Here is a 13,241-nt window from a genome sequence, read left to right as displayed (position 1 = left end):
TTCAAGTTTTTTGTATATTTGATTATCATGACAAGCCAATATACTTAAAAAGTGCACACATGGACTATAAAGATCTTCCGAAAATTTTACACAGTAAATACATACCAACTTCTGAATTTTTTAGTCAGATTATTGACAGTTTGCAGGATTATTCCATCTTTACGTTAGATACGGAACTCAAAATCAACAGCTGGAGTTCGGGTTCGACAAACATATTTGGTTACGAAACCGAAGAAGTCATCGGAAAAAATTTTGACATCATCTTTACAGACGAAGATTTAAAAAATGAAATTCCCAAAAAGGAAATTGATATCGCTTTAAAAGAAGGCAGATCCACAGATAACCGATGGCATGTTACTAAAGACAAAAAATTATTTTATGCTAATGGGCTGGTTTTTCCACTCATTGGAATCGATGGAGAGATGTTGGGTTACGTCAAAATACTTCGTGATTTAACCGAAATAAAAAGAGCGGAAGACGCGGCAAAAATATATATGAAAGAACTGGAAGAACTCAACACTCATAAAGAGAGTGTTCTTGCGATACTTTCCCATGATTTAAGAAGCCCTCTTGCAGGCATTATCGGAACCGCTGAATTTTTGAAATTGAATTTTAGAGATATGGAGGATAATGACAGGCAAGAGATGCTGAATCTTCTTCACGAATCCTCAAAAAAAGAGCTGAACATGCTGGATTATCTGGTGGAATGGGCCCGAATAAAATACGCATCGGATGTGTTTTCTCCCTCAAAAATCGAATTGATGGAACATGTGGAAAAGGTTTTTGATACCTTAAAAGATACCGCCGCTATAAACACTATTAATCTTCACCATGAAATTGAAGAAAATGTATCGGTGTTTGCAGACAGTAAAATGGTACTTTCTATTATTCAAAATATAGTTTCCAATGCCATTAAACATACTCAAAAAGGAGGCGAAATAACCGTTTCTGCAAAAAAACAGGACAACAAACTTACAATTCAAATAAAGGATACAGGAATGGGAATGTCCAAAGAAATACAAGAAAAACTTTTTACCCCACAACTGAAAACGCTGACAGAAGCCAGGGAAGAAAATAAAGGAGCCGGAATAGGATTATTGTTAGTCAAAGGTTTTTTAGAGAAAAATGATGGGGAAATATGGGTAGAAAGTGTGGTAGGTCAAGGTTCTTCTTTTTATTTTACTTTACCAATCAGCAAACCATTAAATGAAATAAAAGAATCCAATTAAGCATTTTAATCCGGTTACGTTTCTTAATTAGGAATTGACCAGAGTCTGCAGAATTAAAGTGAATCAGTCCTCACCAGCCAATTTAAAGTTTATTGTATCTTTGACTTTCAATTACAAGTCAAAACAATTAAAAATTACCACATGGCCCATAAAGATCTCCCTAAAATCCTTCAAAATAAATACATACCAACTGCCGATTTTTATAGTCAGATAATTGACAGTCTGCAGGATTATTCAATTCTTACGTTAGATACGGAATTCAAAATCAATAGCTGGAGTTCCGGTTCGACAAACATATTTGGTTACGAAACAGACGAAGTTATCGGACAGAGTTTTGACATCATCTTTACAGACGAGGATTTAAAAAATGGAATTCCGAAAAAGGAAATTGATACGGCTTTAAAAGATGGCAGATCCACAGATAACCGATGGCATATTACAAAAGACAAAAAAAGGTTTTACGCTTATGGGTTGGTTTTTCCTCTCACAGGAATAGATGGAGAGATGCTCGGCTATGTCAAAATACTTCGTGATCTAACCGAAATAAAAGAGTCGGAAGACGCGGTAAAAAAATATACGAAAGAATTGGAAGACCTGAACACTCATAAGGAGAGCGTTCTGGCAATACTTTCACATGATTTAAGAAGCCCTCTTGCAGGTATTATCTCAACCGCTAAATATTTGAAAACAAATTTTGAGGATATGAAGGCAAGTTCGGTTAAACAAATGCTTGAACTTCTTTATAAAGCTTCTACGGATGAGCTGGAAATGTTAGACTATTTATTAGAGTGGGCAAGAATAAAATACGCCTCGGATGTATTTTCCCCCACAAAAATCGAATTGGTAGAACATGTGGAAAAAGTTTTTGATACCTTAAAAGATACCGCCGCCATAAATACAATTAATCTTCACCATGAAATTAAAGAAAAGGTGTCGGTGTTTGCAGACAGTAAAATGGTACTTTCCATCATTCAAAACATAGTGTCTAATGCTATAAAACATTCACACAAAGGTGGAAAAATAACCATCTCGGCCAAAGAAAAAGACGACAGACTTATCATTCAGGTAAAGGACACGGGAATCGGAATGTCTAAAGAAATACAGGAAAAACTGTTTACTCCACAACTAAAAACATTATCCGAAGCCAGGAAAGAAAATAAGGGAGCCGGAATAGGATTATTATTGGTCAAAGGTTTTTTAGAAAAAAATGAAGGGGAAATATGGGTAGAAAGCGTTGAAGGTGAAGGTTCTTCTTTTTATTTTACTTTACCAATTACCAAATCATCAACTAAAATAAAAGAATCCAAATAAAAACAGCGGACCATTGCACAATACCCAATAATGTAAATAAATGTACTATGAAAAAAATAATGGTGTTGTTAGTGCTAATGTATTCGATTGCACACTTTTCTCAAAGCGCTGAACAAAAAGAGGATACTAATATTTATGCAATAGCTGGGATTGATGTTAAACCAGAATTCCCCGGAGGATTGGATAAATTAAAGTCTCTTATAGATGAAAGTTACCTCAAAGCAGGATTTGAATCACATGTAAAAGAAAAAGTATTTTCCATGTTTGTGATAGAAAAAGACGGTTCGCTCACCGATATAAAAATTGTGCGGGGTCTTGATCCTGTTAAAATTAAAGAGTTGCTTCGTATATTAAAAAGCCTGCCAAAGTGGAACCCGGGAAAAAAGAACGGACAGATCGTTAGAGTCCTCTATCCCCTTCCACTAATGATTGGTAATTAAGCACCGCAATGGGACGCGGACGCTATATTCTTATTAGTAAATGATCAAATTAATTTCATGAAATTAAACTTCTCTCTTTAAATCTTTACTTTTTGCTACATCACATTGGTATCCTGCTCAAAAAACACAGACGGAAAATGGGATGACAATATTAAACTTTCCCAAACACAGGTTGAATTTAATGCAAATGCAAATTCAGTCACTATTACAACTGAACCCAAATCCTGGGGGTTAAATGGAATCGCACTTAATAGTGAGCCTGTTGCTATCCAACAAATAGATTACTCTTCGCAAAATTTCATTGTACGAAAGCCCGAATTTATCCTGCAAAGGATAAATCGAAACAGAATTATTGTGAGTGCCAATGCAACAAACCAGGAAAAAATTTTACTTATTAGTCTCCAAAATGGTGATTATTTCGATGGGATAAAAGTAAAACAAAAGCAAACTAACTAAAATCTTTGATTCTTTGCGAAAAAGGTATATGTTGGATTTAATTAAGAATCCTTTCATAATAATAGTACACCTGCGCTGGTCCGTAGAGGGAATTTTCAAAATTCCAGTCGTATTTTAAAACCAATTCAGTATCGGTTACTTTAATAATATATATATTATCATAAACATATATTTTAAGTCGGTTCCCTTCCACTATCTCCCAATCATCCGTCTCTGCATAAAGAGTACAAATACCACTATCAGTCATGTAATAGCTGTTTTCAAAAACTACCCGATTATTGAATTGTAAAAAACTCAGACCGCAATCTGCATGTTTAAAATCAGCATAATTAGAATACTTTATATTCCCATCATTATTTTCATCAAATCCTATTTTTATGATTTTCCATCTGCCCACCAGTAAATTTTCGGGGGAACTTTCTACCGGCATGTCAATATAAGTAGTAGAACTGCCCTCACCATCCAAAAATCCAAAATATACATTATTTCCTGTCGGAAAACCACCTGTGTTACCGCCACCTGTGTTATCGCCGCCTGTATTGCCACCACCTGTATTGCCACCACCTGTGTTACCGCCGTTATCTACAGGTCCTTGAAATTGTGTCGAAGGATCTTCTGAACATGCAACCAATACTAATAAATACAATATGAATATTGGTAATTTAAGTAAATTTTTCATAGCTTTTTTTATTTATAATTACCTTATTCAAAGGTAGTTATAATAACTATAAGTGAAAAGTAAAACTAAATCAGATGTCAATTAAACAGTCGAAATCGAAACGCAGAAATGTGAGCAGAACGACAGCGCGTAAGTGTAATACTGCACAGCCGGCCTGATCCGGTAGCATTTTAAACGGTAATTATATTTTTCGGATAATGGAAAAAGAGGGCCGTTAATCACTTGAGCCACCCCGTGACGCTGATCAGGGTATTTTGGGTAACCAGCACTTCGTGAACCAGCTCATTACTTTTGAAGAATATAATACAATCAGATTCATCGATTTGCTTTTCATAGCCTTAAAATGTAGCTTTACATCTCAATCTTCAAAACGATGAAAGTAAAACATTTAACCTTACTGATGTTATTCCTGATCCCAAATAACTCCTAAACACTGCAACAATGAACCAGCACTTTATCATAAGAAACGCCCATCCGGAAGAATACGAAACAATCGGCCAACTCTTAGTCAATGTCTATTCGCAGTTAGACGGTTTCCCAAAACCCGCCGTACAACCCAATTATTACAACATGCTGGCGAATATCGAGACGGTTTTAAACAATCCCACAACGGAATTACTGGTAGCGGTTTCCCCCGAGAATGATATCGCCGGAGCAGTCGTGTATTTTGGCGACATGCAGTATTACGGTTCGGGTGGGATTGCTACCCAAGAACAGAATGCAGCTGGTTTCCGGTTGCTGGCAGTAGAGTCTTTTTTCAGGGGAGAAGGAATTGGCAAATTGTTGACCAACGAGTGCATCCGTAAAGCGAAAGAAAACAACTTAGTCCAGATGATCATTCACAGCACCAAAGCAATGCAAACCGCTTGGGGTATGTATGAGAATATGGGGTTCAAAAGATCCGAAGATTTGGACTTCATGCAGGGAGAACTTCCGGTATATGGTTTTAGATTACCGCTATAATTAAAAAGTCCTTCTGGACTGGGAATCAATAATAAATTTTAAAATCCAACTCTTCACACAATCCACCATAATTCTTGAACATATTTCGTTCAATAGCGTCAATCTCCACATAATTCTGGCACATCTCAAAGTATAAAATGTCGAATACGGTACTCGAGATAAAATCTATATTCCGGGCATATCCCGACAATGCTAAAGCTCCGGTTTTCTTCAGGAACTCTTTAGCTTTGTCTTCTTCAATAAAAAGGGTTTTACAACTCCCGAAATGGATGATCCTGTCCGCCAGCTGATTCTCGAATTCATGTCCAATCTGATCTAACGAATAATCTTCATCCCCAATCTGGATTTTGTTTTTCCTTCCGTGAAAGGCCAGATAGATGATGGTGTATTTCTTATACGCTCTCTTGTCGTTAAGCAAAGTATGGAGCCTGCTGCAAAATTCCTCATATGTACAGCAGCTTTTGTAAATGGTATCAATCACCAGGTTGGCCTCCAGCAATTGCAAAGCGCTCTGCACCGAACTTTTTTCACGCAAATCCGATTCCCAATCGCCTTCAAGGCAAAAGATATTCTTGTCATATTGGTTGGCTATCGGCATCTTGTAGTTGTTTTAGTGAACTTTAATAAAATTGACCGTCGACATAAAACCAGCTTCCGTTTTCAAATGCAAATGCAGATTTTTCGTGATGCATTTGCTCCTTCCCGCTTCCATCTGTAAAATATGCCTGGAATTCCACCGTATCTTCCGTGGCGGAAATAACTTTCAACTGTATCCAGATATTACTCGTTGCCCATTGCTTGATTTCAGATTTCGAATAATACTTCCTTTGCAAGGGATGGGTGGTTTCCATCAGATAATCAATCGCATGGGTGGCATACGCCGAATATCGGGAACGCATTAATGTTTCCGCCGTGGGTGCTTTCCGGATTCCGTTGATAAACGGCTCACAACATTCATTGAACATTGCAGCCGAACCACAGTAACACGTTTTAGAATAACTCATTGCATTCATTGGTGAAGTTAATCTTTTGATGCAGTTGATTCAGCAACACCTGATACCGACTGATTTCCATCAGGTCATCATTCTCTTCCGAGAAATCCAATAGCTCGTCCAGTTCTCCACTTACATTAGCAAGCAGGTTGTTGGCTTCCTTATTTTGCTTGTTCGCAATCAAATCAATTATTTCCTGAACTCTGCCTTTTATCGCAGTGAATTTATTGTTTTGCATAATTTCTGTAATTTAGTGTTTTAGTCTTTGGGAGGGTTATTTTCGTTGAATTTCCGGACGATTTCTTTTAGTTTTTCCTTTCGGAGAATAGCCGCATTTTTGACTTTAGCCTGCTCTTTGTGCAGCTTATCATTATGCTTTTTGATATTTTTTTCAGTATTTCTGCTCATGGGGTTCTGTTTTAAGATTACTTCGTCAGTTCGCGTCGCTGAGGTGCTGGATTTCCCGTTTGATTTGGTCTAAGGTCTTATTGGTATATATAAGTTCATCTATTATTTTTTGACGCAAGTCATCAATATCATCTTCATCAAAATACCTCGCCCATGACGTTAATTGCTGCAGGTTCCGGATTTGTTTGATTCTTTTGGTAGTATCCAAACTGGTGCGAAGGATAGCTTTTTTATCATACTTCGGATTTTTTCGGTGTTGGTAATTGACCGTATTGTTTTTATAATCAGCTTCGATATAATACAACTCATCAACCGCATTATCAGGATAAAATTCGGTCCAGAACGCAAAACCCATTTTGAATTTGGATGCCGTTTCCGGAACCATTGGCTCGAGCCTCCATTTGCTGTTGGCCAGCCTTCCCCAGTGATTGGAATACCGATACATGCCCGATTTGGTAAAATAATAGGCACTGCCCGACTTGCTTACATAAGAGTATTCCTTACCTTCCAATTCGGCGGAATCCATTTCTTTAAAAACACAGAAGGTATTTTTAAAAGAATTGGGTTTTACATTGTATTTTTTTTCCATATTCAAAAAACAAAGGCGTGCTTTAATTAATGGTTTAGCAATACCTCTTTAAACAACAAAGTTAATGAAAATCCTGTTAAAGACGGAAACTTCCCGAATATAGATACGACTTTCTGCTACATATTTCTTATATTTATGGCTTTAAAACGAAGTGTTTCCCTAAGCCTGTCATACAAGATAATGGAATCTAAAAAAAAATTGTCAAAAGCTTTCGATTGGTTCTTCAAGAGACCTAGATATTCAGGTTTCCTAGTTTTCCTGATCCTTTGCCTTGTGGGTGTTTTCATTGTCTATCAGCGCTATCACATTGTGAAAGAAAATGAGAAACGGGAAATGAGTAACATTCTTACCGTTGTCGAACAAAACATTGACCAATCCCTCAAAAACTGCTATACCACGACCCTAACCCTCGCTCTTACTTTAAATGACAAAGGCGTTCCTGAAGATTTTAATCATATTGGAGCCAAACTTGTAGCTTCCAATCCGACTATTAAGGCCGTCCAGCTGGTTCCTAACGGAGTTATATCATACATCTATCCGATGGAAGGTAATGAAGCCGCAATGGGTTTAAATATTCTGAAGTCACCAATCCTAAAGGTAGAAGCCTTACGGTCCGTTAAAAACCAAAAAATGTATTTCGCAGGGCCTTTCGAATTAAAACAAGGGGGATTAGGGATTGTCGGAAGACTTCCGGTTTACAAAAATAACAGATTTTGGGGGTTCTCTGCAGTAGTTATAAAATTGGATGAATTTTTAGATTCCGCCGGAATTAAATCCATAGACCAATCCAAATATTATTTCCAATTTTCCAAACAAAATCCTGTTACCGGCGAAGAAGAGTTTTTTCTTCCTGATAAAAGGGATTTTACTGGTAAATATTTTATATCCACTCATATTCCTGATGGAGACTGGAAATTATACCTGATCATAAAAAAGGCATACACACTTCATTTGTTCATGTTAATTCCCGCTATTTTATCTTTGGTAATTGCTATCCTTTTAGGGGTTTTCACAACTACGCTTTTACGAAAACCAGCCGAATTGCAACGATTGATACACAACCAGGCATCAAAACTTCTAAATAGTGAAATTAAGTTTAAAACTATTTTTGATCAGGCTGCTGTGGGTATTGGCCACGTCGATACGGAAACCGGCGTCTTTATAGAAATCAATAAACAATATTGCAAATTACTCGGATACTCTCAGGAGGAAATGAAAGAGAAAAACTTCCAATCTATAACATATGCTGATGATCTTGATGAAGATTTAGGATTTATGGAAGACCTTAAAGCCGGCAAAATAAGGGAGTTTTCGATGGAGAAACGATATGTAACCAAAAACGGCGAAATTATTTGGGTTAATCTCTTTGTTTCCCCGTTATGGAAAATCAATGAAACACCTACCACACACATATCAATTGTTGAGGATATTACACTTCGGAAACAGGCCGAAGATTTGATTAAAAAAAGTGAAGTACGATTTAAAAGTTTATTTGATGACTCTCCTATTCCATTGTGGGAGCAGGATTTCTCAGAAGTTAAAAAGTATCTGGATGAACTTAATCTGATGGGCAAAGATCCTAAAGTGGTCGCCAATTATCTGTATGAACATCCGGAGGTTGTCAGCAATTGCATTTCTTTGGTAAACGTAATCGATGTCAATTATGAATGCCTGCGGCTTCATAAAATTGGAAGCAAAAATGAATTGACAAAAAGCCTTTCAGCGCTTCTGGATAAAGATTCTGCAACTGATTTCGTCAAAATTTTGATGGCAATATGCAAAGGTGAAAAGAAATTCATTATGGATTCCCGCGTTAAAACCGCTGAAGGTCAATATCGGGATATCGATTTGAGATGGAATGTTATTCGCGGTTATGAAGAAACATTAGAACGCATTATTGTTTCTACTGAAGATATCACCGTCCGAAAAATAAATGAAAAAATAATCCTAAATTCCCAAAATAAGATTAGAGATTTGGTGAATTCCATTGATGGAATTGTTTGGGAATGCAATTATTATACTTTGGAACTGACCTTCATCAGTAAAAAAGTAGAAGATATTTTAGGTTATACACCATCCGAATGGATGTCGGATATTAACTTTTGGGAAAACCATATCCATCCTGATGACAAGGAAGCTGTGGTCACCGCATTCCGAAATATAGTTAATGACAATGAGCATGAGGATTCCGAATACCGGATGATTACTAAAGATGGTAACATCGTTTGGGTCCGGGAAATTATCAATGTCGTTTTTGAAAACAACAGGCCGGTCAGTCTTCGTGGAATTATGATTGATATTACCAAAACCAAAGAAGCGGAAAAGGATCTGAACAATTCTTTTTATTTGGTCACAGAACAAAACAAGCGGCTATTGAATTTCTCCTATATCGTTTCACATAATTTACGTTCCCATACCAGTAACATTGAATCCATCATCGATTTAATAGAAGGTTCGGAATCTGAGGAAGAAACATTGCAAATGATTAAGCTACTAAAAACGGTGTCTGTTTCATTAAATGAAACTATGAATAACCTGAATGAGGTGGTTAATATTCAAACAAATATTAGCCTGATATCCGAAACGGTACATTTGAAAAGCTATATTGAAAAGATAAAAAATATCCTGTCGGAACAGATTGCGTTAAAAGATGTTACCATCATAACCAATGTCGACGACGAGGATACGTTAACCTATAACGCCGCATATCTGGAAAGCATCCTGCTGAACCTTATTTCTAATGCCATACGGTACAGCAGTCCCGATCGCAAGCCCGTGATTGAGATTAAATGGTACAAGAAAAATGAAGGACACATTCTTGAGGTTTCAGATAACGGAATTGGTATTGACATGAAAAAGAACGCGGATAAAATTTTCGGAATGTATAAAACGTTCAGCGATCATCCGGATTCAAGAGGTATCGGACTATTTATTACAAAAAATCAAATTGATGCCATGGGTGGAAACATCAGTGTAAAAAGTGAAGTTAACGCAGGCACTACTTTTAAAATATATATCAGATGAGAAAAAAGATAATCTGGGTTGTAGATGACGACCCTATTTTCAAAATAATCGTACGGAAAATTATTGAAAAGTCGGAAATGTTTGAAACTCCCACTACTTTTCAACATGGACTAGATGCTATTACGGCTTTGAAAAATTCTTTGGACGAAATCACGAAATTACCTGACGCCATTATCCTGGATATAGACATGCCGGTAATGGACGGATGGGAATTTATGGAAGAGATGATACGGCTTAAACCTCAAATAACAAAAAAAATTGCAATCTATATTGCCAGTTCCTCCATTGCCGCAGAAGATAAACACAAAGCTAAAACCTTTCCTGATATCTTAAATTACTTTTCTAAACCCGTTACTCTTGAGAATCTGCATTTAATAGCTTCATCCGATTAAAAAAAAAAGAGCAGTACGAAACTGCTCTTTTTTATAATTCTATTTATTGTAAAATTACTTAACGATTATCTTTTTAATTGTTGTTTTTTCGCCAGAAATCACTTTTGCCAAATACAGTCCGGAGGCCAGATTAATATTCAAACGTGTATTTCCCATAAACGAACTGCTGAATAATTTAGAACCTGCTAAATTGTAAATTTCTATCAACCCTTCGTCAACCCCTGAAACAGTAATATAATCTTTTGCCGGATTCGGATAAACAACCATTCTCACATCAGTTGCATCATGTGTTCCCAATGCCGAAAACCAAGGCTGTCCAGCGTTTGCTCCCCAAATATAGTCGGCTAAACTCGGATAATCGATAAATGGATTTCTATTCACCTGCCAGGTATAAATATAATTGTTTCGGTTCATCTCGAAATCATCGGATGGATCGCTCATGTTCCAGGTTAGTAAAGTGGCTAAATCTCCAATATAATAATCCGGATTTTGAGGCGGATTTCCATTGACAACATTCAAGGCATTGTATCGGACACTCATATAAAATACGCCTCGTGCCACATCCCCACGCCAACTGCCTGCAGAACCTACAGGCCCATTATAATCAACACCATAGTTTCTTTCATTTCGGGAACTGTTTTCCTGCCCGTCTTCAGCGCGAATATGATGTGCATCTCCGTGACCCGTCAAAATATCATTGGCATCAGTTGGCAACCATGTATTGATTCCGTCCGGCGTCGAAGAGGTTCCATCTGTAAATCCGCCACGGGACTGACAATAAATATGTTCCCGGTTCCATTTACCCACAATACTGTTATCGGACTGTACATCCAATTTAGAGCGTGGCTGTTCTACATACATCAACCAAACCTGGCTACTGTTCGCCGGATTTTGATCGGCTACATTTAAAATATCATAAACATCGCCATAATTATGAGCATGAACTACCGCCGGATTAGCAATAATATCCTGAAGAGCCTGTTTCAATGCTGCTCCCGCCAATCCTTCCAGAGAGCTGTAATATCCTGCAGGAGCAGTGCTTGTAACCTGACCATAAGTAGGATTCAACGGAGTTCCCCAAGGGGAAACCACAAAGTTGATATCGTTGACTCTTACCGCAATGTTATTATTCAGAATAATATATTGGGATGGAACGGTACCTAAGGTGATCCTCATGGTCTCGTCCCCTTCATTGACCCCATCATTCAGAAGCTGGATTACTTTTGAAGTTGTATTCGTTCCGTTTGGAATAGTAACATTTAAACTTCCGGTGTAATCTGCACTATTAAAAGCACTATTATTAAGTGTAAATGAAAAATTTAAATCGGAGGTCACATTGCTGTCGGTTGTAAAAGTAATAGTCATGGTCTGTCCCTCCGTTAACGGGGCAGATGGTGTAAAAGTAGTTCCAATTCCGTTGTAAATAATTCCTGACCCATCATTGTTGGTGCGGGGTGTTGGCGTTTTTACTTCATAGGTTCCATCCGATTTTCTTTGAATGGATTGCGAAGCTGCCAAACTGTTTACATTTTCATTGTAACAAACAGTTTCTCCAAAAATCGACATCAATGTCGATGGTTGCGTCGTAGCACCATTGCTGTATGCTAATGCGTCAATCAGATTGGTAGACGAAGCGGGTGTGGCCAATGGGAAATTGATAGCATTACCTAAATAGATAGCCACCGAATCAGGGCCATTTTGAATGGTATTTTGTGGAAAAATCAAAGATGCAGCAGGTGAAACCTGAAGATTACCGATAAGGATATTACCGTTTCCATCGGTGACCAATCCATCCAGATCAATAGCATAATAACTTGAAGTACCGGAATAAGGTGCTGTACTGCCGGCATTAAAAAACACCACTACATATCCGTCCAATGAAAAATTGGGTGTGGTGGATTTTATTTCAACAAACTCTTTCACATCGGTAGAAGCCGTATCCGGATCGAGTTCGTTTATCACTAATTGGCCATAAGACAGGCCTGACACTAATAATGTCAATAGAAGAACGTATTTTTTAAACATTTTCGACGATTTAGGGGGGACAAATATAGAAATAAATTCAACATAAGTACTTATTGATTTGTTAAACAATTGAAAATCAATCTTTTTTACGTCAAAAAACAAAAAAATTTTAAACTTATTTAAAAAAGTGTACCTTTGCAAAAAAATTGTCGATTTTGGAAGTCCACAAAATGCTTTCATGTTAATAGACAAAGAGTTATCCCATTTATGAAAAAAATAGTTGAATACCGCAAACTGCTAAATGTAGAAAAAACTGCAGAGCTTAAAGATTTAAAAACAATTTATCGCAATGCGATGAAGGAAGCGCATCCTGATAAATTTCAAGGTGATGATGCCGGATTGAAGGCTGCTGAAGAAAATAGTAAAAAGATCATTGAAGCCTACCACTTTTTGGTAAGTATCAATCCTGAAACTATCAAACAAAATTTACCTGAATACACCGAAACGATCGCTACTTCTACAATTACAGATTATAAATTTGTGGATGGACGATTGATTATCAATTTCTCAAACGGAAGTGTTTACGAATACATCAGTGTTCCAAAAGCAACTTATGTGAAAATGGTAAACGCTGATTCGCCTGGAAGATTTGCAAAAAGACACATTCTTAATGCTTTTACCTGGAGAAAAACAATCAACCAGGATTAATCTGATACATACAATATTAAAAGGTGCTCCTCTATGGGCACCTTTTTTTATACCCTTTGGCAAAGCAAAAAAGGTTATTTTTGCT

General features: G+C 37.1%; 14 protein-coding genes. 7 read left to right on the top strand and 7 right to left on the bottom strand.

Features of this window, described 5'->3' with window-relative positions; all coding sequences use genetic code 11:
- Positions 1-59 precede the first annotated feature (59 nt).
- The 3 genes from FNW07_RS12455 to FNW07_RS12445 all read left to right on the top strand — a co-directional run bounded on the left by FNW07_RS12455 (position 60) and on the right by FNW07_RS12445 (position 2,980).
- Positions 60-1,229 carry a PAS domain-containing sensor histidine kinase gene (locus FNW07_RS12455; protein WP_126744326.1) on the top strand — a complete coding sequence of 390 codons (1,170 nt, stop codon included), beginning with the start codon at positions 60-62 and terminating at the stop codon, positions 1,227-1,229.
- Positions 1,230-1,370: 141 nt separating this feature from the next.
- On the top strand, positions 1,371-2,540 hold the full coding sequence (locus tag FNW07_RS12450; RefSeq protein ID WP_126744327.1) for a PAS domain-containing sensor histidine kinase: 1,170 nt from the start codon (positions 1,371-1,373) through the stop codon (positions 2,538-2,540).
- A 47-nt stretch (positions 2,541-2,587) separates the two neighbouring features.
- Positions 2,588-2,980 carry an energy transducer TonB gene (locus FNW07_RS12445; RefSeq protein ID WP_126744328.1) on the top strand — a complete coding sequence of 131 codons (393 nt, stop codon included), beginning with the start codon at positions 2,588-2,590 and terminating at the stop codon, positions 2,978-2,980.
- Positions 2,981-3,473: 493 nt separating this feature from the next.
- On the opposite strand, the gene FNW07_RS12440 is transcribed toward FNW07_RS12445, so the two are convergent.
- Positions 3,474-4,115 (bottom strand): hypothetical protein, encoded by a 642-nt coding sequence (locus FNW07_RS12440; protein ID WP_126744329.1) that lies wholly within the window; start codon positions 4,113-4,115, stop codon positions 3,474-3,476.
- Positions 4,116-4,556: 441 nt separating this feature from the next.
- On the opposite strand from FNW07_RS12440, the gene FNW07_RS12430 reads away from it, so the two are divergent.
- Complete coding sequence (locus FNW07_RS12430) at positions 4,557-5,078, top strand: GNAT family N-acetyltransferase (protein ID WP_126744330.1); 522 nt, start codon at positions 4,557-4,559, stop codon at positions 5,076-5,078.
- A gap of 25 nt (positions 5,079-5,103) precedes the next feature.
- On the opposite strand, the gene FNW07_RS12425 is transcribed toward FNW07_RS12430, so the two are convergent.
- From FNW07_RS12425 to FNW07_RS12410, 5 genes are read right to left on the bottom strand one after another with little or no spacing between them, the layout of a single operon-like run.
- On the bottom strand, positions 5,104-5,676 hold the full coding sequence (locus FNW07_RS12425) for a DUF6642 family protein (protein WP_126744331.1): 573 nt from the start codon (positions 5,674-5,676) through the stop codon (positions 5,104-5,106).
- A gap of 22 nt (positions 5,677-5,698) precedes the next feature.
- Positions 5,699-6,082, bottom strand: coding sequence for a YchJ family protein (locus FNW07_RS12420; RefSeq protein WP_255512770.1), 384 nt, complete (start codon positions 6,080-6,082; stop codon positions 5,699-5,701).
- Positions 6,069-6,308 (bottom strand): hypothetical protein, encoded by a 240-nt coding sequence (locus FNW07_RS12415; RefSeq protein ID WP_126744332.1) that lies wholly within the window; start codon positions 6,306-6,308, stop codon positions 6,069-6,071. Before FNW07_RS12415 ends, FNW07_RS12420 begins: the two co-directional genes overlap by 14 nt.
- Positions 6,309-6,328: 20 nt before the next feature.
- The gene (locus FNW07_RS13820) at positions 6,329-6,478 is read right to left on the bottom strand and encodes a hypothetical protein (RefSeq protein WP_185964649.1); all 150 of its coding nucleotides are present in this window, start codon (positions 6,476-6,478) and stop codon (positions 6,329-6,331) included.
- A gap of 25 nt (positions 6,479-6,503) precedes the next feature.
- Positions 6,504-7,067: a hypothetical protein gene (locus tag FNW07_RS12410; protein WP_126744333.1), complete on the bottom strand. Its 564-nt coding sequence runs from the start codon at positions 7,065-7,067 to the stop codon at positions 6,504-6,506.
- A gap of 135 nt (positions 7,068-7,202) precedes the next feature.
- On the opposite strand from FNW07_RS12410, the gene FNW07_RS12405 reads away from it, so the two are divergent.
- A complete protein-coding gene (locus tag FNW07_RS12405) occupies positions 7,203-10,091 on the top strand; it encodes a PAS domain S-box protein (protein ID WP_126744334.1) in 2,889 nt (962 codons plus the stop codon).
- Complete coding sequence (locus tag FNW07_RS12400) at positions 10,088-10,483, top strand: response regulator (protein WP_126744335.1); 396 nt, start codon at positions 10,088-10,090, stop codon at positions 10,481-10,483. Before FNW07_RS12405 ends, FNW07_RS12400 begins: the two co-directional genes overlap by 4 nt.
- Positions 10,484-10,537: 54 nt before the next feature.
- Here the strand turns inward: FNW07_RS12400 and FNW07_RS12395 are convergent, their stop codons facing one another.
- The gene (locus FNW07_RS12395; RefSeq protein WP_126744336.1) at positions 10,538-12,508 is read right to left on the bottom strand and encodes an endonuclease; all 1,971 of its coding nucleotides are present in this window, start codon (positions 12,506-12,508) and stop codon (positions 10,538-10,540) included.
- 207 nt (positions 12,509-12,715) lie between these two features.
- On the opposite strand from FNW07_RS12395, the gene FNW07_RS12390 reads away from it, so the two are divergent.
- Complete coding sequence (locus FNW07_RS12390) at positions 12,716-13,156, top strand: KTSC domain-containing protein (RefSeq protein ID WP_126744337.1); 441 nt, start codon at positions 12,716-12,718, stop codon at positions 13,154-13,156.
- The last annotated feature ends 85 nt before the right edge of the window (positions 13,157-13,241 follow it).

The organism is Flavobacterium sp. GT3R68, from assembly GCF_007109225.1.
Lineage (GTDB): Bacteria > Bacteroidota > Bacteroidia > Flavobacteriales > Flavobacteriaceae > Flavobacterium.
The sequence above is the reverse complement of the archived record's forward strand: the minus strand, read 5'-3'. Positions and strand labels throughout refer to the sequence as shown.